The following is a 19,597-nucleotide window of genomic DNA, read 5'->3' as shown; positions in this document are numbered from 1 at the left end:
GCTCAGCCCCGCTTCGAGAAGGTGATGGGCTCCTCGACGTAGGGGCCCCACGCCTCGCGGAGCTCCTCCGGGATGCGCTGGGGCCTGCCCGTCGCGGCCGTGACCAGCACCAGAGTGGTGGCCGCCTTCGTGAAGAGCACCCGCGGGACGACGCCGGCGGGCGAGTAGAGCTCGTAGCAGACCTCGAGGCTCGCCCCGCCGATCCGCCCGATCCACAGCTCCACGTCGATCGGCGCGCGCATGTACGGGATCGGTGCGAGGTACTCGATCTCCTGCCGGGCGATGAGGCTGATCGACTCGGCGCCCGGCCGTGCGTCGAGCACCGCCGTCGCCATCCCGCCGGGCTGCGGCGAGTCCGGCTTCCAGAACGCCTGGATGCGCGCCTCCTCGAGCAGGCGCAGCATCTCGGCGTTGTTCACGTGCGCGTAGGCGTCGAAGTCCGACCAGCGCAGCGGGATGGCGACGTGCAGGCGCATCAGTCGCGGGTGAGCTTGCGGTACGCGGAGCGGTGCGGCTTCGCCGCGTCCGGGCCGAGGCGCTCGATCTTGTTCTCCTCGTACGCCTCGAAGTTGCCCTCGAACCAGTACCAGTTGGCCGGATCCTCCTCGGTGCCCTCGTAGGCGAGGATGTGGGTCGCGATGCGGTCGAGGAACCACCGGTCGTGCGTGATCACCACGGCGCAGCCCGGGAACTCGAGGAGCGCGTTCTCGAGGCTGCCCAGGGTCTCGACGTCCAGGTCGTTGGTGGGCTCGTCGAGCAGGAGCAGGTTGCCGCCCTGCTTGAGCGTCAGCGCGAGGTTGAGGCGGTTCCGCTCGCCACCGGAGAGGACGCCGGCCTTCTTCTGCTGGTCCGGGCCCTTGAAGCCGAACTGCGAGACGTAGGCGCGGGAGGGGATCTCGGTCTTCCCGACGGTGATGTAGTCGTGCCCGTCGGAGACGACCTCCCACAGGTTCTTCTGCGGGTCGATGCCGCCGCGGCTCTGGTCGACGTAGGAGAGGTCGACCGTCTCGCCGATCTTCAGGTCGCCCGAGTCGAGCGGCTCGAAGCCCACGATCGTCTTGAAGAGCGTTGTCTTGCCGACGCCGTTCGGGCCGATGACGCCGACGATGCCGTTGCGGGGCAGCGTGAAGCTGAGGTCGTCGATGAGGACGCGCTCGCCGAACTGCTTGTGCAGCTTCTTCGCGTCGATGACCTGGGAGCCGAGACGTGGGCCCACCGGGATGACGATCTCCTCGAAGTCGAGCACGCGCGTCTTCTCGGCCTCGGCCGCCATCTCCTCGTAGCGCGCCAGGCGCGCCTTCGACTTGGCCTGACGGCCCTTGGCGTTGCTGCGCACCCAGTCGAGCTCGGTGGTGAGCCGCTTGGCGAGCTTGGCGTCCTTCTTGCCCTGGACCTCCAGGCGGGCGCTCTTCTTCTCGAGGTACGTCGAGTAGTTGCCCTCGTAGGGGTAGAGGTGGCCGCGGTCGACCTCGGCGATCCACTCCGCGACGTTGTCGAGGAAGTACCGGTCGTGGGTGACGGCGAGCACGGCGCCGGGGTACTTCGAGAGGAACTGCTCGAGCCAGAGCACGCTCTCGGCGTCGAGGTGGTTGGTGGGCTCGTCGAGCAGCAGCAGGTCGGGCTTCTGCAGGAGGAGCTTGGTGAGCGCCACGCGGCGCTTCTCGCCACCCGAGAGGTTGGTGACGAGGGAGTCCCCCGGCGGGGTGCGCAGCGCGTCCATCGCCTGCTCCAGCTGCGAGTCCAGGTCCCAGGCGTCGGCGGCGTCGATCGCCTCCTGCAGGGTCCCCATCTCGGCGAGGAGACTGTCGAAGTCGGCGTCCGGGTCGGCCATCGCGAGGGAGATCTCGTTGAAGCGGTCGATCTTGCCCTTGATCTCGCCCACGCCCTCCTGGACGTTCTCGAGTACCGTCTTGGTCTCGTCGAGCTCGGGCTCCTGCATCAGGATGCCGACGGTGTAGCCCGGGCTGAGCCGCGCCTCGCCGTTGCTCGGCGTGTCCAGCCCCGCCATGATCTTCAGGATCGTCGACTTGCCGGCGCCGTTGGGCCCGACCACGCCGATCTTCGCTCCCGGCAGGAACGACATGGTGACGTCGTCCAGGATCAGCTTGTCGCCGACCGCCTTCCGCGCGCGCACCATCGAGTAGATGTATTCAGCCATGCCCAGTCCTCAAGTCCGTCGGTCTGCGCGGAGTCGGGTCGCCCGCCGGTCCCCTGCTCCGCGCGGAGGCGCTGACGGAGGCTCGGACCGGGGCGGGACGCCGGGCCCCGGCCGACGCGGAGCGCAGGCCGCGGGACCGTCCGCACCAGTCGAGGATAACGGGAACTCGCCGGTCCGCGTCGGAGGGAGCGTCTGAACGCGGACCGCCCTCCGCTCCCGCCGGGCCGGTGGGGAGGGCGGATCGCGTCAGCGGCCGACGGTGCGGATCAGCTGCAGGGCGTCAGGCGCTCCACCGCCTCGGACAGCGTGTCCGTGCTGCCGAGCAGGATCACCTGCGTCGCCTTGGATGCGGTGATGTCGGCGAGGACCGCCCGGGGCACGCAGGTGGGCTGGACCGCGAAGAGCGGGCTCCCGGTGTAGCCCGCCGCCGTGGCTCCGGCCAGGGCGTCGGGGAACTTCTCACCGGTCGCGAGGTAGACGGTCTTCGCCGAGGTGAAGGCCGCCTTGTTCAGCTTCTCCGAGGTGTCGTACCGGTCGGTCCCGCCGATGCGGGTGATCACCGGGCCCGTGATCGAGCGCTCGATGCCGGCGCTGACCGAGAGCGAGGAGCCCGCGATGGTCAGCGTCCTGATCTTGAGGCCGCTGATGATCTGCTGGGTGAGGGGGTCCACCGTGGAGCCGGTTCCGTTGGTCAGCACTACCGGAGCGTCCTTCGCGCCGGCCGCGGCGCTGGCGCTCAGAGCGTCGGGGAACTTCTCGCCCGTCGCCAGCCAGGCCCTCGAGGAGCCGGTGGGGAAGGCGTACTGCAGGATCTTCTTCGAGGTGTCGTAGCGGTCGACTCCGCCGAGGCGCGTGATGTTCCTGTTCGTCGCGTACCCGGCCAGGTCGTTGTAGACCTGGCTGCCGACGCTGAGCTCGGAGCCGACGACGACGATCTTCGCGGGCTTGAGACGCGTCAGCTCGGTGCGGACGACCTGGCTCATCGAGTCGCGGTCGACCAGGAGCAGCGGCCCGCCCGCCTTGGCCGCGGCGGGTCCGGCGCTGAGCGCGTCCGGGAAGTTCTGCCCAGTGGCGACGTAGACGACGGGGACGTTCGCCGGGAAGGTGCGCTTGGACACCTCGACCGCGGTGCCCTGACGGTCGGTGCCCGAGATGCGCGAGACGGCCGGCGAGCCGGCGGGCGGGGCGGTCGGCGTTGCGGTCGGCGTGGGCGTGACCGGAGGAGTGGTCGGGGTCGGCGTGACCGGCGGGGTGGTCGCGGTGGCCGTCGGGGTCGGCGTGACCGGCGGGGTGGTGGCTCCGCTTCCTGTCACGCGGACCGCGGCGTCCGACGTGATGGTCGCTCCGCGGGGCTGCTCCACCCTGCCGTTGCTGATGCCGGTGACCTGGAGCAGGCTGCTCACGCGGTCCTTGTAGGCGTCGTAGGCGCTGGACGGGATCGTCACGGTGACCTTGGACTGATCGTTGTCCGCGACGACCTGGGCGGGGATCCGCTCGGTCCTGCTGGGACCGACGTAGGCGGTGAGCCCCTGGAGGTCGTAGAAGCCGGGCTGGTTGGACTCGAGGACGACGGTGTCGCCGCCCTTCACGTCCGGCACCTCAGCGGCGTTGCTGTAGGCGAAGTAGGCGGCGCTGCGCTGGAGCGTCTGCGCGGTCCCGCTGAGGTCTACCCCGCCGACGCCGCCGCTGCCGGAGGCTCCGGCAACGGAGAGGGTGGCCGACGTGGTCAGCTCGTAGCCGCTGTCGACCGGCTGGCCGATCGGCTCCCGGGGGTTCTTGATCGGCTGCTTCTGCGCCGTGATCTGGAGGGGCACGGTTCCACTGCCGAACGAGGCGAGGGGCTGCTTCAGGTCGATGCGGAAGCTGCGGCTCCCGGACGCGAGCTTCGCCGACCCGGCGAGGTCGTAGTCACCGATCGCCCAGTTGTAGGTCGTGAACGCCGGATAGGAACCCGTCGGCCGAGCGGAGTCGGAGAGCGTGACGTCGAGCGCGGTGACGTCGCCCGCGACGGGACTGATCTGGGCGGCCGAGAACGTCTCGGTGGTCGACCAGTTGTAGGGACTCGTCAGCGCGACCATCCGGCTCTCCGCGGCGGCAGCCGCTCCGGCTCCTGTCGTCACTCCGAGGACGACGGCTGCCGTGCTCGCGACCGCGATGGCGGTGCGCCTCCACCTCGCTCGCGTCGTCGTCTGCGGTCGGGATGTGGTCATGGCGAGTTCCCCCTCGTCGTGGTCCTCGTGCCGAGCACTCCCGTCGGCACGTCCGTCGCGGTGCCCCTGCTGGGGCACACGTGTCGGCCAGGGCAGCCTAACCGTGCGGAGCGGCGTCCCGGGGAGGGGAGGGCGCCGCCGACCACCGGGATCGTCGACCGGTCCGCCCGCACGAGGCGGTGCTCACGCTCGGATCCGCACCGGTCGGAGTGGTCCTGCAGGAGCGACGGGCGAACACCGGGCTCTCTCGGGCTCGACGGGCGAGGGGGCTTGTCGAGGATCCTTTCGCCCTTCCGGACCCCGACCGGGGCGCATGGCGGAGCGGACCCCGGTCGAGGCGAGCGCGTCAGCCCTGGATCGGGACGGTCCGGCCGACCAGGCAGGCGCCGGTCGCGATCGGTGCCGCGATCACCGCCCGCACCCCGCCGCTCTTCGGGCCGTACTGGCCGATGAGGCACGACTCCCCGAGCTTGACGGAGACCTGCACCGAGTCCGCGTCGAGTCCGACCGAGGTCTCGTCCGCTGTCAGCTGCATCGACCCGCGGGAGAACCCCGCCGCGACGAGCGCGTCGACCACGCTGGAGCCGCTCACCTCCGGATCGGGCTCAGCCGCCGCGCGAAGGGTCTGCTCGAACACGGGGAGGTTCTGCTCCGTCGTCCCGCCCGGCACAAAGGCGACGGGTGCGGCGGACTCCGCCGGTGTCGGTGCCTCGGCCGCGGAGGAGGACACCACGGGGTCCGGCGCCGACGGCGATGTGCAACCGGAGAGGCAGACGGCGAGACCGCCGAGCACGAGCGCGATGCGGGCCGCTCGGTTCCGTGTCACGCCCGGCTCCTCCCGACCGGGACGGCTCTCGCTCCGGTCCCCCGGATCAGAACGGGGTCTCCCCGGATCCTACCGAGAGACCGGGAGCGCCTCCGCCGACGCCCGCCGCCACCGGCGGCTCGGGCGCGGCATCACCGCGGTCATGGCCCGACGCGCCCCAGTCACCCGCCGCGGCGCCCTCGCGCGGCGCCTCCTCGCTCCACGCGGGCTCGGCGGCAGGGGCGGGAGCAGAGGCGCGCCCGACGGTCTTCGTGAAGCTGCTGGTCCCCCAGGCGAGGTCGTGCCCGATGCCCTCGGCCGTGAGGACCACATCGGTACCGGCCTTGCCTCCCGCCTCCCAGGCCCTCACCCCGAGCCGCCCGGTGACGAGGATCCGGTCGCCGCGCGACAGGGAGGACAGCGCGTTGCCGGCCAGGCCGTTGAACGCGGTGACGGTGTACCAGTTGGTCGAGACGTCGACCCAGCGCTGCTCCGAGCGGTCGTAGCGCCGCTGCGTCGAGGCGAGCCGGAAGCTGGTCATCGCGGTGCCGCTGGAGGTGTCGATGCTCCGGGGCTCGGTGCCGATGGTCCCGATGACGGTCAGCGTGTCGGTCATGGTCGTGTCCTCTCTACTCCTGCCCCGCCACGGCTGCGACGGGCACGGCGCCCGGGCGGAGGGGGCTGGTACCGCTCGGGCGCCGCAGTGCCAGTGTCGCGACGAAGGGCCCGCCTCCGAGGTGGAGGCGGGCCCTTCTGGGGAGAGGACGAGCGGATCGTCCTCTGTGGAGGAGCGTTACGACGCGGTGATGTACCTCGAGTAGGACTTGCGGATCTTGTTCACCTTGGGCAGTGCGACCGCCATGCAGTAGCCCTGGCCCGGGTTCTTCGCAAAGAAGTCCTGGTGGTAGTCCTCGGCGGGGTAGTACACGCCCAGCGGCGAGATCTCGGTGACGATCGGGCCGTCCCACCACTCGGACGCACGGTCGCGCGCCGTCTCGAACAGCTCCTTCTCCTCGTCGGAGGAGTAGAACATCGCCGAGCGGTACTGCGTGCCGACGTCGTTGCCCTGGCGGTTCAGCTGTCGCGGGTCGTGCAGGGTGAAGAAGACGTCGAGGACGACCTGCTCGGGGATGACCTCGGGGTCGAAGGTGACGGCGACGGCCTCGGCGTGGCCGGTGCGCCCGGAGCAGACGTCCTCGTAGTCGGGCTCGGTCGTGCGGCCGCCGGTGTAGCCGGAGACGACGTCGGTCACGCCGTCGAGGACGCGGTAGACGGCGTCCAGACACCAGAAGCATCCTCCGGCGAGTACGAATGTGCGCATTGCGTGTGACTCACTTCCTGTCGCGTCGACGCGTCCGGGGTGCCGGAGGCGTCAGTCGGTCCAACACGCTCACGGCCCCCTGCATTCCGCGGATCCGCCCCCTGCAATAGAGTCGCGGCGTGAGCTACGACGCCGCCCCCGCCCGCTACGACCGCATGGACTACCGACGCACCGGACGGAGCGGCCTGCTGCTGCCCGCCCTGTCGCTGGGCCTCTGGCACAACTTCGGATCCGACCGCTCCCTCGACACGCAGCGCGCGATCCTCCGCCGCGCGTTCGACCTGGGCGTCACCCACTTCGACCTCGCGAACAACTACGGACCGCCCTACGGCGCCGCCGAGACGGCCTTCGGCCGCATCCTCGCGGAGGACCTCCGCCCGTACCGCGACGAGATCGTCATCTCGTCCAAGGCCGGATACGACATGTGGCCCGGCCCGTACGGGGACGGCGGCTCGCGCAAGTACCTGCTCTCCTCGCTCGACCAGAGCCTGCAGCGGATCGGCGTCGACTACGTCGACGTCTTCTACTCGCACCGTCCGGACCCGGAGACTCCGATCGAGGAGACCATGGGCGCTCTCGTCTCGGCCGTGGAGTCGGGCAAAGCGCTCTACGCCGGCATCTCGAACTACTCGCCCGAGCAGACCCGGGCCGCGCAGGCGGCACTGGCGGGCAGCGGAGTCCCGCTCCTCCTGCACCAGCCCCGCTACTCCCTCTTCGACCGCGGACCCGAGGACGGCCTCTTCCCCGTGCTCGACGAGCTCGGCACCGGCTGCATCGTCTTCTCGCCGCTGGCGCAGGGGCTCCTGACGGACCGCTACCTCGACGGCACCGTGCCGGAGGGGTCCCGTGCGGCGACGTCGCGCTTCCTCTCCTCCGACCGGATCGACGAGGCGTACCTGACGCGCGCCCGCGGCCTGGACGCGATCGCGCAGCAGCGCGGCCAGTCGCTGGCCCAGCTCGCCCTGAGCTGGGTGCTCCGGGTGCCCACCGTCACGAGCGCCATCATCGGCGCGTCGAGCGTCGCGCAGCTCGAGCAGAACGTCGCCGCGCTGGACGCCGGCCCCCTCTCGCAGGAGGAGATCGACGCGATCGAGGAGTTCGCGGTGCACGGCACGACCCTGCGCTGACGCCCCGGCGGGGATGTCGGTGGTCGGCCGTAGTCTGCGACAGCACTCGGCCGGTGGGTGCTCCGAGACTCGAGCAGGAGGAACCGATGTCCCTGTCCACGCTGCACGCCACCCGCACCCCGCCGACGCTCACCCGGGTCAACGCCCGGCTGTGGCGCGTGAGCACCGGCTCGGGCGCCGTGGTCGGTCACATCGAGCTGGTCGAGGATCCGCTCGGCGAGCGGTACCGCGCCCGGCTGCTGCGGGCGGGCATGCCCGCCGGCGCCGAGCTCGGCGAGTTCTGGAGCGTCGACGACGCGATCGAGGTCTTCCGCGTCGCCTGACGCGCCGATCCGCCCGGTCGGCGGCGTGCCGACCGGGCCGAGGCGACCGCCCCGGATAGCGTTCGCCCCATGCAGTGGTGGAACGAGTTCATGTCCTGGATCCGCACGAGCGACGGGCACCAGGCGGTCTTCACGGCCGCTGTGGTCCTGCTGGCCGTGGTGGTCGGAGCGATCGTGATCGCCTCCGTCTTCCGAGCGTCCATCGCGCGCCTCATCCGTCAGCAGGATCACGAGCGGAAGAACGCGGTCATCGCGACGCTCGTCGACGCCGCGGTCGACGCCTCGGCCTGGAACGTCCTCAGCAGCCCGGAGCGCGTCCTCAGCGACCGCGCGTCCGCGCAGGCCGAGACGCACCTGCGCCTCCTGCCCGTCAAGGGCTCCGGAGTCGCGGCCAACTGGGCCGCTCACGAGCTCGCCGAGCTGAAGCACACGTCGAGCACCGGCGGCTACCAGACGCAGGCGAGCGTGGGCGAGTTCCGCGACCGCCTCGTGCAGTGGCGGGACAAGCCCGGGCGCGCCCGGAAGGCCTTCCTCGCCGACCTCGAGCGCTGGCGCTTCTCGGAGACGGGTCGAGACCGCTCCGCCGAGTCCGCTCCGTCGTCCGATCGGGCCGCGAGCACCGCCGAGGCCGCTCCCCAGCGCACCGCTCCCCCGGCCGCCGCACCGACCGCCGTCGCACCGGTCGTCGTCGGCGCGGGCTCCGCCTCCGGCTCTGCAGCCCCGCAGACGCCCACGATCGTCCTCCCCGCGTCGGCCGGGGACGCCTCGCAGGAGGAGACCCGCCGCCTGCTCGCCGACGTCGACCGCCTGGAGGTGCCGTCGCGCGAGCGTCCCGTGGAGGAGCTGCCGCCCGTCGACCCGCAGCGCTCGGCTCCTGCCGCCGAGCCGCAGCCGGACGCGGAGCACGACGCGACGCCGTCGGCTCCGGCCGACGGAGACCGCGACGACGTGCCGGCCGACGACGAGGCGGTCGTCCGGGCGGACGAGGCCCGGTTCGAGCGGTCCGCCTCGGACGACGACCGAGGCCAGGAGCGCAGCTCGGTCTGAGTGCTCCCGACCACGAGAAGAAGGCCCCGATCGCGAGTGCGATCGGGGCCTTCTCCGTGGTGCGGGCGGTGCGTGTACTGACTAGCTGTGTGCATCACGTGCACGGGCGACTCGGCCGACCAGTACGGCGAGGGGCGCCGCGACGATCGTCCACGCGACGGCGATTCCACCGAGGATGGCGAGGAGCAGCATGGTCGTACCTCCGTTCGTTACGTCGTTGTAATTCCGGACACCCCAAGACTAGGTGCCTGAATGACACTCAAACGACTTCGGGTGGGAAACACGCCGGTGTTGCCTCCGATTTGCCGGTGTGTTACTGGTGGAGCGACCGCGAGTCCTCGTCCGAGGGTCACCGGAGCGGAGGAAAACCCCGTGGGTGCCGGGCGTCACTCCTCGGAGGAGCGCAGCGCCGCCCGAGGAGAGGCCGCGACGCGGTCGAAGGACGGGCGCGAGGCGTCGACGCTGATCCGCACGCCACCGGGACAAGACTAAGGACGGCGACCGGCGCGCTCCCGATCCGATGGTGCCCCCGGCAGGAATCGAACCTGCGACCAAGAGATTAGAAGGCTCCTGCTCTATCCGCTGAGCTACGGGGGCGGACTCCGACCACGATACCGAAGCGCAGGGGCCGCGCCCGCCGGGGCCTAGGCGCCCCGGACGAGTCCCAGCACTCCCACGACCAGGGAGACCACGGCGAGGGCGAGCGACACGCCGATGAGGACCGTGTGCACGCGGAGGAAGGTCGTCGCGCGGCCGTCCGCGTCGCGCGCCCGCGGGTCCTTGCGGACGCGGCGGAGGAAGGGCGGCCAGACGATCGCGTTCCACACGGCGTTGACGATGAGGAGGCAGCAGGCGAGCGTGATCACGAGGGTCCAGTGTAGGAGGAGCGAGGCGGCCGGACCGGGTGTCGGCGGCCGCCGATAGACTGCCCCGCATGAGTAGCGCCCCCGACCGTCTTGTCTGGATCGACTGCGAGATGACGGGGCTCGACCTCTCCGTCGACGAGCTCGTCGAGATCGCCGTCGTCGTCACCGACTTCGAGCTGAACCCGCTCGACGAGGGGCTCTCCCTCGTCATCCGGCCCGACGCGACCGCGCTCGAGAACATGGGCGACTTCGTCCGGTCGATGCACGAGACCTCCGGGCTGCTGGTCGAGATCCCCTCCGGCGTCAGCGTCGCGGAGGCCGAGTACGAGGTGCTGGAGTACGTGCTGAAGCACGTCCCGGCGGAGCAGCAGGCCCCCCTCGCCGGCAACTCGATCGGCACCGACCGCGCCTTCCTCGCGAAGTTCATGCCGCGTCTCGACGGCCACCTGCACTACCGCAACGTCGACGTCAGCACGATCAAGGAGCTGGCACGGCGCTGGTTCCCGCGCATCTACTTCAACGCGCCCAAGAAGCACGGCGGACACCGCGCCCTCGCCGACATCCTCGAGAGCATCCGCGAGCTGCAGTACTACCGCCGTGCCGTGTTCGTGGAGCAGCCGGGGCCGAGCACCGCCGAGGTGCAGGCCGTGTCGGCCGCCGTCGTGGACGAGTTCGCCTCGCGGATGTAGTACTCTCGTACAGTTGCTTCGGCGGGTCACCCCGCCGGAACACGCTCCTGGTGGGTATAGCTCAGTTGGCAGAGCGCCTGGTTGTGGTCTAGGAGGTCGCGGGTTCGAGCCCCGTTACTCACCCCAGTGGCTGTGCATGCAGCGGAAGAGGCCCGGAGTTCCGACTCCGGGCCTCTTCGCACATCCGGCGACCGGCAGCGATCGCCGACGCAGAGAGGTCCCGGATGCTCGAGCTGGACGAGGACGCCTTCGAAGCCCTGGTGATCTCCGAGCTCGACGCGCTCCCGGACGACATGGTCGACGGGCTCGACAACGTCGTGTTCGTCGTGGAGGACCGGCCCGAGGACGGGACCCTGGATCTGCTCGGCTACTACGACGGCGTCGCCCTCACCGAGCGCGAGCGCTACGGCTTCGGCGAGATGCCCGACCGCATCGTGCTGTTCCGCGAGCCGCACCTCGCCGCGTGCGACGATCTGGACGCGCTGCGCGACGAGATCCACGTCACCCTCGTCCACGAGATCGCCCACTTCTACGGCATCGACGACGACCGGCTGCACGAGCTCGGCTGGGCCTGACCGCCGCCGAGGGAGAGCCCCCCACCGGCATCCGCTCGTCGCCGCGCTCGGCGGGGACCCCTCAGCCGCGCACTGCTCCCCCGCCGCCCGTGTCCAGCACGAGGTCGGCGTTCTCCCGGGGCCGCTCCCGAGCGCAGTAGGAGCGGAAGTCGCGGTCCCAGGCGTCCCAGTGCGGAGCGAAGAGCTCGCCGTCGCGCTCGAGCGCGCGCACGCGCCGCACCTCGTCGTCGGCCTCGAGCCAGACCACCAGATCGGCGTGGCGGCGCGCGGCGGCGCCGGCCGATCCGCAGCCCTCGAGCACGAGAAGCGGCTCGCGGACGACGCGGCGCCCGGCCGTCGTCCCCGCGGCCCAGTTCCAGGGCCGCCAGTGCGCCGCGAGGCCGAGGCCGTGGGGGCGGACGAGCGTCCCGGCCGTCTCCCGCGACGCCCGGTCCAGGCCCGTCCAGCCGGGGTAGAGGTCGTCCATCCGCACGAGCGCGACCGACGATGCCGCCGGCGCGAGACGGAGCTGCTCGACCAGCGCGCGCGCGAACGTCGACTTGCCGGAGCCGCTCGGTCCGTCCAGCAGCACCGTCCGACGACGCCGCGCGATCACGGAGCGGGCGAGGTCGCCCGCCGTCCGATCCGTCAGCGGCAGGATCCGCTCAGCCATGCAGGACGAAGCTCCAGGAGCCGGTGACGACGGCGGCGGTCACGGCGACGGCAGCGATCAGCACTCCGCCCGCGAGCAGCAGGAGGTCGCCGGCTCCGAGGCGCGACTGCCGCGCCCAGGTGCGCGGGACGCCGGAGCCGAAGCCCTTCGCCTCCATCGCCGTTGCGAGCCTGCTCCCCCGCCGGATGGCCAGCACGAGCAGCGAGAACGTGCGGGCCGCGAGGCTGCGGAGCGCCTCGACGGGCCCGCGGCCGTCGGCGACCCCGCGGGCCCGGCGGGCCATCGACAGGGTGCGCCAGTCGTCGACGAGCAGACCGACGAGCCGCATGCCGGCGAGAGCGCCGAGCACGAAGCGCGAGGGCAGTCGCAGGATCTGCGCGAGGCCGTCCGCCAGGTCGGTCGGGTCGGTGGTGGCGATGAGGACCACGCTCGGCAGTCCGATCGCCAGGACGCGCAGCGCGATGGCCAGCCCGAGGGCGACGGATCCCTCCGTGACCGAGACGATGAGGAACTCCGCGTAGACGGCGCCGCTGTCGCGCCCGTAGAGGACAGTCGAGAGGCCGGCGAGCGGAGCCGCGATCCAGACGGGAGCCGTCCGCCGCACGAGCTCACCCGCCCGGAGCCCCGCGAACGGCAGAACCAGCAGCTCGAGCGCCAGCGCCGTCGCCGCGGAGACCGCATCGACCGTGAGGAGGAGCGCGAACGCGATCACCAGGCTGGCGAGGAGCTTGGCGACAGGGTTGGCCCGAGCGATCCGGCTGCGCGCGGGAACGGAGTCGAGGAGCGTCATCCCGACACCGCCTCACGGGCGCCGAGGGTGACGACCGAGTCGGCGAGGGCGGCGACCAGCGTCTCGTCGTGGGTGACGGCGAGCACCGCCGTGCCCGCGTCGCGCTGCTCGGCGAGGAGGTCGACGAGCACCTCCCAGGTCAGGCGGTCCTGCCCGAACGTCGGCTCGTCGAGGACGAGCACGGACGGCGACCGGGTGAGGGCGGATGCGACGGCCAGACGCCGCTTCTCGCCTCCGGAGAGGGTGAACGGGTTGGCGTCGGCGAGGTGCGCGAGGCCGAGGCGCTCCAGGAGCTCCTCCGCCCGCCGCCGCTCCGCCTCGTCGCGGGCGCCCAGCGCGAGCTCGGCGCGCACGCGAGCGGTGAGGAACTGGTGCTCCGGCTCCTGGAACACCATCGCGATCCGTCCGGCGAGCTGAGCCGAGGTCCAGCGGATCGGCTCCGGGCCCGCACCGGCGCGGAGCGACTCGGAGGCGGTCACCCGCCCCGCGGCCGGCGGCAGGAGACCGGCCAGCGTGAGCGCGAGGGTCGACTTCCCCGCGCCGTTGGGTCCCAGCACGGCCGTGGCCCGCGCGGAGTCGACGGCGAGCTCGAGCCCCGAGGCCACGATGGTCGAGCGGCGGCGCCCGAGGACGGGCCGGCCGATGGCGAGGTCGTGCGCGCTCAGGGCGGCGGGCGAGGGCAGCACGCTCGCCCCGCGCCGGGCGGGGGTGTCACCGGGCAGCCAGACGCCGGAGGCGCCGAGCACGTCGTGCGCCCGATCGAGGACCTCGACCGGAGCGCCGTCGGCGACGACCGCGCCGTCCCGCCCGAGCACCACGACCCGGTCGACGAGGCCGACCCACACGTCGACCCGGTGCTCGACGACGATCAGCGTCGCCCCCGTGCGGGCGGCCGTGCGCTCCACCGCCGCCCGCACCTCGCGCACGCCGTCCGGATCGAGGTTGGCGGTGGGCTCGTCGAGGAGCAGGAGCCGCGGACGCATGGCGAGCACGCCCGCCAGAGCGAGCCTCTGCTTCTGCCCGCCCGAGAGCGCCGAGGTGGAGTGGTTTAACGGGACGTCGAGACCGACGTCGCCGAGCGCCTCCCGAACCCGCGCGGGGATCTCCTCGCGCGGCACGCCGAGGTTCTCGCAGGCGAACGCGACGTCGTCGCCGACCCGCGCCAGGACCGCCTGAGTGTCCGGATCCTGCAGCACGAGCCCCGCGACACCGCGCCGGGTGAGCGGCGCGGCTCCGTCGATCTCGAGCTCGCCCGCCGCGGAGCCGTCCTCCTCCCCGCCGAGGACGCCGGCCAGGGCGTGCAGCAGCGTGCTCTTTCCCGCGCCGGAGGGGCCGAGGAGCAGCACGCGCTCCCCCGGCTCCAGCGCGAGATCGAGGCCGGAGAGGGCGTCGCGGGAGCGTCCCGCGTGCCGCCAGCTCCAGCCCCGCGCCCGGACGGAAGCGCCGCTCATCGAGCGCCCGCGCCGGCTCCCTCGACCGTCCGGCCCTCGCGCCCGGAGGCGAAGCGGTCCAGCGCTCCCGAGGCCGCGAGCCCCCGCACCGCGAACCAGGACAGCAGCCCGGCCAGGAGCGCGCCCGAGACGATCGAGGAGGCGACGTAGACGGTCTTGAAGAGCGCGTCGTTGACGGCGTAGTACGACAGCAGGTCGTTGATCGCGAGGGCCAGCCCGGCACCGGCACCGGCCAGCATCGCGACGAGCGGACGGCCGCTGCGGTAGAGGAAGAGCGCCAGGACGATCTCCGCGCCGAGTCCCTGCACGAGTCCGGAGATCAGCACGGTGAAGCCCCACTGGGTGCCGATCAGAGCCGACACGGCCGCGGCGACCAGCTCGGTGTAGAGCGCGGCTCCGGGCTTGCGGATGATCAGGCCGCCGAGGACGCCGGCGAAGAGCCAGCCGCCGCCGAGGAGCCCGCCGAGCCCGGGCAGGAACTCGAAGGCGAGGCCGAGGACGTTCGTCGCCAGGCCCCAGGCCCAGAAGACGATCCCGCTCGCGACGGCGACGACGCTCGCCACCACGATGTCGACGACCCGCCAGCGCAGATCGCGCCGGGCCGGGGCGGAGGAGGTGAGGTTCTGCGCGTTCGTGTTCTGCGCGTTCGTGTTCTGCGCGTTCGTGTTCTGCGCGTTCGTGTTCTGCACTGACGTGCCCTTTCGTGGAAGCGAATGGAGGGCACGGGTTGGTAAGAGGAGATCGAAACGTTCCTTCGCTGGCATGACCCAGATCAGGTTCGACGGTCGAAGGCTGCTGCCTTCCTCTCAGCCCGGTGCACCGGACTCCCGTGTTCGTCGGCAATCATAGACGTCATGTCGTGGTCGGTGGTCGTCGTCCTGGCCGTGCTGCTGATCCTCCTGCTGCAGGCCCTGCTCTGGCAGCGCCGTGCCCGGATCCGCCGTGAGCTGCTCAGCTACGGCACGCGGGTGCCCGCGCGCGTCGTCGGGCCGGATCCGGCACGCGGCGACCGCGATTCGGCACGGGATCTGGGCCGGCTCCTGGTCGTCTACCGGACCGCCGAGGGTGTGGAGAAGCGCGCGCAGAAGTACCCGCTGAAGCGCGGGGACGCGTGGATGGCCGGCGAGCCCGCCGCGGTGATCTACGACCCACGCCGGCCGGACGACGCCGAGCGGCTGATCGTCGGCTTCGGCCGGACGAAGAAGAAGTGGTACCCCGCGCGCCAGCAGCGCGCCAGCTGACGTGGGGCCGCTCCGGCTACTTCTTGAGGGCGCGGATGATGCGCGCGAGGGCCTTGCCGGTCACCCACACGAAGGGGATGCCGACGGCAAGGACCGAGATCACGTTCGGCTGGAAACGCAGGCCGAGGTCGTCCTTGATGTAGGCGCCGATCGGGATGACCGTGGCGCCGCCGCCCCCGCCGCCGCCCTCCTGGCCGTCCTCGGAGCCGCTGCCTCCGCCGAAGCCGAACCAGCGGAGGGCGACGGGGACGAGCGAGACGCCGTCGACGGTGACGGGCTCGCCGTAGATCGTCGCGGTACCCGCGGTGGTGACGGTGTCGGCCAGGGAGACTGCGATGTTGGGCATGGTGCGACGGTACTCCGCGGCTCTCCGCGGCGACAAGCGGCCCGCCGGGGCGCACAGGACTCGTCCATGGACCTCCGGGGACCTGCTGCCATGATCGACGGATGTCCGCCCGTACCCGCCGCCGCCGCCCCGTGCGCTCGGCCGCGGTGGCGGTCGCGAGCCTCGTGCTCGCCGCCTTCCTCGCCTTCCACCGCGCACTGCCCGATCCGATCGGCTGGCTGTCGGTCCTCGAGGTCGGGATCCCCTGGACGGGGCTCCTCGTGCTGCTCCTCATCGCGGCCGCGGCGGCCCTCCGGTCGCGCCGGACGGCGGCCGCGGTCACCGTGCTGGCGATGGTCTACGGCGTGCTGGTGCTGCCGGTCGCCCTGCCGGCGCCGGCCGTGCGCTCCGGCTCGTTCACCGTCGTCAGCCAGAACATCGAGACGAGCGGCGACGCCGGCGGGCTCGCCGCCTCGCTCGCCGCCCGCGGCCCCGACGTGATCGCGCTGCAGGAGCTCGACGGAGACGCCGCGGACGCGGTCGACGCCGAGCTGGCGGACGAGTACCCGTACTCGTCCGTCTCGAGCACCGTCGGCGTCTGGAGCAGGACCGAGCTGACCGACGAGGAGCCGCTCGACCTCGGGCTCGGCTGGGAGCGCGCGCTCGCCGTCGACGTCGACACGCCGGTCGGCAGCGCTCGCCTGTTCGTGGTGCACCTGGCCTCGTTCCGGCCGGGCGACCACGAGGAGCGGGACACCATGCTCTCGAACCTCGCCACCGCTCTCCGAGACGACGAGTCGGAGCGGACGCTGGTCATCGGTGATTTCAACACGCCGACGGACGACCACCTGTTCGCTCCGGTGCTGGCGGAGGCGGGCCTCGTCCGCACGGGTGGAGTCGGCTTCCCGGCGACCTGGCCGTCCCTGCTGCCGCTCGTCTCGCTCGACCACGCGCTCGCCGACGGCGTCACCGCCGCGACCGTCGCGGTCCTGCCGCCGAACGGCTCCGACCACCGCCCGATCAGTCTGACGATCGGTTCCGCGTAGCGAGCGTGTCGCTGAGGTCGATCCCCTTGGCCGACTCGGGAGCCGACCGGGACAGGAGCGAGGCGGGACGCACGGCCCCGGAGCCGAAGCGGGCGGCCACGCCGTCGACCGCGAGCTCCGCGTCGCGCCAGTCGTCGGAGTCGCTCCACAGGGAGAACGCGACGTCGTCGCCCTCGACCAGCTGCTCGCCGCGCACGCCGATCAGCCGCACGGGCCGCCGCATCGGGTTGGCCGCCTCGAGGAGCGCGGAGGAGGCCTCGTAGAGGACCCGGGCCACGTCCGTCGCCTCGACGAGCGTGCGGGAGCGGGTGAGGGTGCTGAAGTCGCCGAAGCGCACCTTCACCGCGACGGTGCGGCAGCGCACTCCCGAGCGGCGCATCCGCACGGCGACCTTGTCGCAGAGCCGCAGCAGCTCACGACGGACGAGCTCGGGGTCGGCCACGTCGTCGGCGAACGTGATCTCGTGTCCGGCGCTCTTCTCGATCTGGCGGGTGTCGACCGGCCGCGGATCCACCCCGTTCGCCAGGGCGTGCAGGCGCCTCCCGGTCGCCTCGCCGAGGGCGGACACCAGCGACGGCAGCGGGGTGGTCGCGACGTCGGCGACGGTGCGCAGACCGCGGCGGACGAGCGCCTCCTCCGTGCTCGCGCCGACTCCCCACAGCGCGCTCACGGGCAGCGGATCGAGGAACTCGCGGACGCCGTCGGCGGGGACGACCAGCAGACCGTCGGGCTTGGAGCGGCCGGAGGCGAGCTTGGCGACGAACTTGGTGCTGGCGATCCCGACCGAGCAGGTCAGCCCGAGCTCGGCGTGCACCCGGCGGCGGATCTCGGTGCCGATCGCGAACGGTGAGCCCGAGATGCGGCGGGCACCCGCGACGTCGAGGAACGCCTCGTCGATGCTCAGACGCTCGACCAGCGGCGTGAAGGAGTCGAAGATCGCCATGACGCGGCGAGAGGCCTCGCGGTAGCGCTCCATGTGCGGCTCGAGGACCACGGCCTGCGGGCAGCGGCGGAGGGCGACCGCCATGGGCATCGCCGAGTTGACGCCGTAGCGGCGCGCCTCGTAGGTCGCCGCTGTGACGACGGAGCGCGCTCCGTGGTGGCCCACGATGACCGGCCTCCCGCGCAGATCCGGCCGGTCGAGCAGCTCGACGGAGGCGAAGAACGCGTCCATGTCGATGTGCATGATGCTCGCGCGCGGGTCGTCGAAGGGCTCGGTCGTGACCTGCCGCCCCGTGCCGTCCTGCTTGCTCACGCGGTGCCGTCCTGCTCGCTCACGCCGTGCCGTCCTGCTTGCTCACGCCGCTCCGTCCTGCTCGCCCACGCCTCTGGACATGCTCGCACGCACCACCGACATCGGCCGCTCGACCGCCGCGCCCGGGAATGAGCGCCGACCACTCGCGGTTGACCCGAGCACCACGACGCTCCGGAGAGACCATGACGCACGAGCAGCCCGACTCCCCCACCGCCACCGAGACCGGCCCCGGCGCCGAGATGAGCCGCTGGCTCGATCTGCAGGACCGCGCCCACCGCGCCTTCGAGCTCCGGCTGAGCGCCGTCGAGGACTGGTCGGCCCCCACGCCCGACACCGAGTGGGACACGCGCGCTCTGGTGCTGCACGTCGTCCGCGAGCAGCAGCGCGCGCACACGCTCCTCTCGGGCGGCGACGAGTCGGCGCTGCGCCTCGAGTCGGTCGCCACCGATCTGAGGAGCGAGTGGCGCCGCGTGACCGACCGCCTGCGCGTCGCTGTCCGCACCGTCGACCCGGCGGCGACCGTGCAGCTGGGGCGCGACACCGTCAGCGCCGTCGAGCTGCTGCAGGAGCAGACGGCAGATGTGACCGTCCACGCCTGGGACCTCGCCCGCGCGACCGGCAGCGACGAGCGGCTGGACGAGGAGCTCGTCGCAGCGGTCTGGGAGCTCTTCGCACCCCAGGAGGAGACCCTGCGCGCGAGCGGCCTCTACGCCGCGCCCGTGCCGGTCGACGACGCCGCCTCCCTCCAGAGCCGCCTGCTCGCCATCACCGGACGCGACGACCGCCTCGCCGCCTGACGGCCCGGCGCCCGGACGCCGTCAAGGCCTGGGGGCGTCCAGGGACGCCGCGGCAGGATGGAGGGGACCACGAACACGGGGCGACCCGCCCCGACGAGGAGAGGAACGTCCATGACACGCATCGCCGTCATCGGAGCCCACGGCAAGGTGGGGCAGCAGATCCTGCACCTGCTCTACGACGCCGGCCACGAGTCGGTCGGAGTGATCCGCAACCCCGATCACGCCGAGGACATCGTCCGGCTGGGCGGCGAGCCGCTCGTGCACGACCTCGAGGACACGACGCCCGAGGCCTTCGCCGAGGCGCTGGGCCACGTCGACGGCATGGTCTTCACCGCCGGAGCCGGACCCGACTCGGGCCCGGAGCGCAAGCGCACCGTCGACCTGGGGGCGTCCGTCCTCAGCCAGAAGGCCGCCGCGATCGTCGGGGTCCAGCACTTCGTGCAGGTCAGCGCGATCGGTGTGGACGAGCCGCTCCCCGAGGACACGGAGGAGGGCTGGAAGGCCTACGTCGAGGCCAAGCGCGACGCCGACGCGGCACTGCGCGACTCGGGCCTCGACTACACGATCCTCCGCCCGGGCGGGCTGACGGACGACGAGGGCACCGGCACGATCACGCTCGGCACCTCCGTCGAGAAGGGGAGCATCCCCCGAGCGGACGTCGCCGCCACGGTGATCGCCGCCCTGGCGCAGCCGACCTCCATCGCGAAGACGTGGGAGATCGTCTCCGGTCCCACCGCGATCGAGGACGCGGTGGCTCAGGGAGCCTGAGCCCCGGCCCCTCCTCCTAGAGTGGGGCGGGTGAGCACCCACCCGCCCCACTCTACCAAGAGTGCCCCGCGCTCAGGCTCCCTGAGCCACCGCACCCTCGATCGCGGCGGGACACGACACCACCTCACACGTCCTCCCGCCCTACCCCACC

22 protein-coding genes, 2 tRNA genes and 1 riboswitch are annotated in these 19,597 nt (G+C 72.2%); of the genes, 10 read left to right on the top strand and 14 right to left on the bottom strand.

Going from position 1 to position 19,597, the window contains the following annotated elements; translation table 11 throughout:
- Nucleotides 1-2 precede the first annotated feature (2 nt).
- The 6 genes from C5C39_RS11290 to msrA all read right to left on the bottom strand — a co-directional run bounded on the left by C5C39_RS11290 (nt 3) and on the right by msrA (nt 6,494).
- Nucleotides 3-476 carry a thioesterase family protein gene (locus tag C5C39_RS11290; protein WP_104223707.1) on the bottom strand — a complete coding sequence of 158 codons (474 nt, stop codon included), beginning with the start codon at nt 474-476 and terminating at the stop codon, nt 3-5.
- Complete coding sequence (gene ettA / locus C5C39_RS11285) at nt 476-2,158, bottom strand: energy-dependent translational throttle protein EttA (protein ID WP_104353405.1); 1,683 nt, start codon at nt 2,156-2,158, stop codon at nt 476-478. Before ettA ends, C5C39_RS11290 begins: the two co-directional genes overlap by 1 nt.
- A gap of 266 nt (nt 2,159-2,424) precedes the next feature.
- Nucleotides 2,425-4,368: a cell wall-binding repeat-containing protein gene (locus tag C5C39_RS11280; RefSeq protein WP_146083922.1), complete on the bottom strand. Its 1,944-nt coding sequence runs from the start codon at nt 4,366-4,368 to the stop codon at nt 2,425-2,427.
- Between the two features lie 346 nt (nt 4,369-4,714).
- Nucleotides 4,715-5,194, bottom strand: coding sequence for a DUF6993 domain-containing protein (locus C5C39_RS11275; protein WP_104353403.1), 480 nt, complete (start codon nt 5,192-5,194; stop codon nt 4,715-4,717).
- 46 nt (nt 5,195-5,240) lie between these two features.
- Nucleotides 5,241-5,789, bottom strand: coding sequence for a single-stranded DNA-binding protein (locus C5C39_RS11270; RefSeq protein ID WP_104232526.1), 549 nt, complete (start codon nt 5,787-5,789; stop codon nt 5,241-5,243).
- A 177-nt stretch (nt 5,790-5,966) separates the two neighbouring features.
- Entirely contained in the window at nt 5,967-6,494 is a 528-nt protein-coding gene (msrA, locus tag C5C39_RS11265; RefSeq protein ID WP_104223713.1) for a peptide-methionine (S)-S-oxide reductase MsrA, read from the bottom strand.
- 119 nt (nt 6,495-6,613) lie between these two features.
- Between msrA and C5C39_RS11260 the strand changes: the two genes are divergently transcribed.
- The 3 genes from C5C39_RS11260 (at nt 6,614) to C5C39_RS11250 (ending at nt 8,991) form a co-directional block, all read left to right on the top strand.
- A complete protein-coding gene (locus C5C39_RS11260) occupies nt 6,614-7,621 on the top strand; it encodes an aldo/keto reductase (protein ID WP_104353402.1) in 1,008 nt (335 codons plus the stop codon).
- 86 nt (nt 7,622-7,707) lie between these two features.
- The gene (locus C5C39_RS11255) at nt 7,708-7,944 is read left to right on the top strand and encodes a hypothetical protein (RefSeq protein ID WP_104223715.1); all 237 of its coding nucleotides are present in this window, start codon (nt 7,708-7,710) and stop codon (nt 7,942-7,944) included.
- A 69-nt stretch (nt 7,945-8,013) separates the two neighbouring features.
- Nucleotides 8,014-8,991: a hypothetical protein gene (locus tag C5C39_RS11250; RefSeq protein WP_104238546.1), complete on the top strand. Its 978-nt coding sequence runs from the start codon at nt 8,014-8,016 to the stop codon at nt 8,989-8,991.
- A gap of 521 nt (nt 8,992-9,512) precedes the next feature.
- Here the strand turns inward: C5C39_RS11250 and C5C39_RS11245 are convergent.
- Together C5C39_RS11245 and C5C39_RS11240 are read right to left on the bottom strand one after the other, a co-directional pair.
- Nucleotides 9,513-9,588, bottom strand: a tRNA-Arg gene (locus C5C39_RS11245).
- Nucleotides 9,589-9,635: 47 nt separating this feature from the next.
- On the bottom strand, nt 9,636-9,857 hold the full coding sequence (locus C5C39_RS11240; RefSeq protein WP_104223717.1) for an SCO4848 family membrane protein: 222 nt from the start codon (nt 9,855-9,857) through the stop codon (nt 9,636-9,638).
- Between the two features lie 68 nt (nt 9,858-9,925).
- Here C5C39_RS11240 and orn point away from each other — a divergent pair, with 68 nt between their 5' ends.
- The 3 genes from orn (at nt 9,926) to C5C39_RS11225 (ending at nt 11,121) form a co-directional block, all read left to right on the top strand.
- Nucleotides 9,926-10,546 carry an oligoribonuclease gene (gene orn / locus C5C39_RS11235; protein WP_104223718.1) on the top strand — a complete coding sequence of 207 codons (621 nt, stop codon included), beginning with the start codon at nt 9,926-9,928 and terminating at the stop codon, nt 10,544-10,546.
- A 50-nt stretch (nt 10,547-10,596) separates the two neighbouring features.
- A tRNA-His gene (locus C5C39_RS11230) sits at nt 10,597-10,672 on the top strand.
- Nucleotides 10,673-10,770: 98 nt separating this feature from the next.
- Nucleotides 10,771-11,121 carry a metallopeptidase family protein gene (locus tag C5C39_RS11225; protein WP_104223719.1) on the top strand — a complete coding sequence of 117 codons (351 nt, stop codon included), beginning with the start codon at nt 10,771-10,773 and terminating at the stop codon, nt 11,119-11,121.
- A gap of 61 nt (nt 11,122-11,182) precedes the next feature.
- Here C5C39_RS11225 and C5C39_RS11220 read toward each other — a convergent pair whose 3' ends face one another.
- The 4 genes from C5C39_RS11220 to C5C39_RS11205 are packed head-to-tail and all read right to left on the bottom strand — an operon-like array spanning nt 11,183 to nt 14,703.
- The gene (locus C5C39_RS11220; protein WP_219813334.1) at nt 11,183-11,773 is read right to left on the bottom strand and encodes an AAA family ATPase; all 591 of its coding nucleotides are present in this window, start codon (nt 11,771-11,773) and stop codon (nt 11,183-11,185) included.
- Nucleotides 11,766-12,563 (bottom strand): energy-coupling factor transporter transmembrane protein EcfT, encoded by a 798-nt coding sequence (locus C5C39_RS11215; protein ID WP_104223720.1) that lies wholly within the window; start codon nt 12,561-12,563, stop codon nt 11,766-11,768. Before C5C39_RS11215 ends, C5C39_RS11220 begins: the two co-directional genes overlap by 8 nt.
- Nucleotides 12,560-14,014, bottom strand: a complete 1,455-nt coding sequence (locus C5C39_RS11210) for an ABC transporter ATP-binding protein (protein ID WP_104353401.1) — start codon at nt 14,012-14,014, stop codon at nt 12,560-12,562. Before C5C39_RS11210 ends, C5C39_RS11215 begins: the two co-directional genes overlap by 4 nt.
- A complete protein-coding gene (locus tag C5C39_RS11205) occupies nt 14,011-14,703 on the bottom strand; it encodes an ECF transporter S component (protein ID WP_374953318.1) in 693 nt (230 codons plus the stop codon). The genes C5C39_RS11210 and C5C39_RS11205 overlap by 4 nt, the downstream gene beginning before the upstream one ends.
- Nucleotides 14,704-14,746: 43 nt before the next feature.
- A riboswitch (TPP riboswitch) is annotated at nt 14,747-14,854 on the bottom strand.
- A 14-nt stretch (nt 14,855-14,868) separates the two neighbouring features.
- Here C5C39_RS11205 and C5C39_RS11200 point away from each other — a divergent pair.
- Nucleotides 14,869-15,255, top strand: a complete 387-nt coding sequence (locus C5C39_RS11200) for a DUF3592 domain-containing protein (RefSeq protein WP_104345229.1) — start codon at nt 14,869-14,871, stop codon at nt 15,253-15,255.
- 16 nt (nt 15,256-15,271) lie between these two features.
- Here C5C39_RS11200 and C5C39_RS11195 read toward each other — a convergent pair whose 3' ends face one another.
- Nucleotides 15,272-15,601, bottom strand: a complete 330-nt coding sequence (locus tag C5C39_RS11195; RefSeq protein WP_104223724.1) for a hypothetical protein — start codon at nt 15,599-15,601, stop codon at nt 15,272-15,274.
- 101 nt (nt 15,602-15,702) lie between these two features.
- Between C5C39_RS11195 and C5C39_RS11190 the strand changes: the two genes are divergently transcribed.
- Nucleotides 15,703-16,626, top strand: coding sequence for an endonuclease/exonuclease/phosphatase family protein (locus C5C39_RS11190; protein ID WP_104353400.1), 924 nt, complete (start codon nt 15,703-15,705; stop codon nt 16,624-16,626).
- Here the strand turns inward: C5C39_RS11190 and dinB are convergent.
- Nucleotides 16,601-17,881: a DNA polymerase IV gene (dinB, locus tag C5C39_RS11185; RefSeq protein WP_104223726.1), complete on the bottom strand. Its 1,281-nt coding sequence runs from the start codon at nt 17,879-17,881 to the stop codon at nt 16,601-16,603. The genes C5C39_RS11190 and dinB overlap by 26 nt on opposite strands.
- Nucleotides 17,882-18,063: 182 nt before the next feature.
- On the opposite strand from dinB, the gene C5C39_RS11180 reads away from it, so the two are divergent.
- The gene (locus C5C39_RS11180) at nt 18,064-18,678 is read left to right on the top strand and encodes a TIGR03086 family metal-binding protein (protein WP_258059445.1); all 615 of its coding nucleotides are present in this window, start codon (nt 18,064-18,066) and stop codon (nt 18,676-18,678) included.
- Nucleotides 18,679-18,789: 111 nt separating this feature from the next.
- Nucleotides 18,790-19,446, top strand: coding sequence for an SDR family oxidoreductase (locus C5C39_RS11175; protein WP_104328467.1), 657 nt, complete (start codon nt 18,790-18,792; stop codon nt 19,444-19,446).
- Nucleotides 19,447-19,597: the final 151 nt, after the last annotated feature.

It is taken from the genome of Rathayibacter sp. AY1F3 (genome assembly GCF_002931975.1).
Lineage (GTDB): Bacteria > Actinomycetota > Actinomycetes > Actinomycetales > Microbacteriaceae > Rathayibacter.
Note: the sequence above shows the minus strand (reverse complement) of the source record. Positions and strands in the feature narration are given on the sequence as shown.

Bases quoted from the DNA above. Each gene is read 5' to 3' on its own strand.
- C5C39_RS11290 (WP_104223707.1), bottom strand. From the start codon at position 476: ATGCGCCTGCACGTCGCCATCCCGCTGCGCTGGTCGGACTTCGACGCC.
- C5C39_RS11200 (WP_104345229.1), top strand. From the start codon at position 14,869: ATGTCGTGGTCGGTGGTCGTCGTCCTGGCCGTGCTGCTGATCCTCCTG.
- C5C39_RS11210 (WP_104353401.1), bottom strand. From the start codon at position 14,014: ATGAGCGGCGCTTCCGTCCGGGCGCGGGGCTGGAGCTGGCGGCACGCG.
- C5C39_RS11250 (WP_104238546.1), top strand. From the start codon at position 8,014: ATGCAGTGGTGGAACGAGTTCATGTCCTGGATCCGCACGAGCGACGGG.
- C5C39_RS11255 (WP_104223715.1), top strand. From the start codon at position 7,708: ATGTCCCTGTCCACGCTGCACGCCACCCGCACCCCGCCGACGCTCACC.
- C5C39_RS11280 (WP_146083922.1), bottom strand. From the start codon at position 4,368: ATGACCACATCCCGACCGCAGACGACGACGCGAGCGAGGTGGAGGCGC.
- C5C39_RS11190 (WP_104353400.1), top strand. From the start codon at position 15,703: ATGTCCGCCCGTACCCGCCGCCGCCGCCCCGTGCGCTCGGCCGCGGTG.
- C5C39_RS11225 (WP_104223719.1), top strand. From the start codon at position 10,771: ATGCTCGAGCTGGACGAGGACGCCTTCGAAGCCCTGGTGATCTCCGAG.
- C5C39_RS11220 (WP_219813334.1), bottom strand. From the start codon at position 11,773: ATGGCTGAGCGGATCCTGCCGCTGACGGATCGGACGGCGGGCGACCTC.
- C5C39_RS11180 (WP_258059445.1), top strand. From the start codon at position 18,064: ATGACGCACGAGCAGCCCGACTCCCCCACCGCCACCGAGACCGGCCCC.
- C5C39_RS11195 (WP_104223724.1), bottom strand. From the start codon at position 15,601: ATGCCCAACATCGCAGTCTCCCTGGCCGACACCGTCACCACCGCGGGT.
- orn (WP_104223718.1), top strand. From the start codon at position 9,926: ATGAGTAGCGCCCCCGACCGTCTTGTCTGGATCGACTGCGAGATGACG.
- C5C39_RS11175 (WP_104328467.1), top strand. From the start codon at position 18,790: ATGACACGCATCGCCGTCATCGGAGCCCACGGCAAGGTGGGGCAGCAG.
- C5C39_RS11270 (WP_104232526.1), bottom strand. From the start codon at position 5,789: ATGACCGACACGCTGACCGTCATCGGGACCATCGGCACCGAGCCCCGG.
- C5C39_RS11215 (WP_104223720.1), bottom strand. From the start codon at position 12,563: ATGACGCTCCTCGACTCCGTTCCCGCGCGCAGCCGGATCGCTCGGGCC.
- msrA (WP_104223713.1), bottom strand. From the start codon at position 6,494: ATGCGCACATTCGTACTCGCCGGAGGATGCTTCTGGTGTCTGGACGCC.
- ettA (WP_104353405.1), bottom strand. From the start codon at position 2,158: ATGGCTGAATACATCTACTCGATGGTGCGCGCGCGGAAGGCGGTCGGC.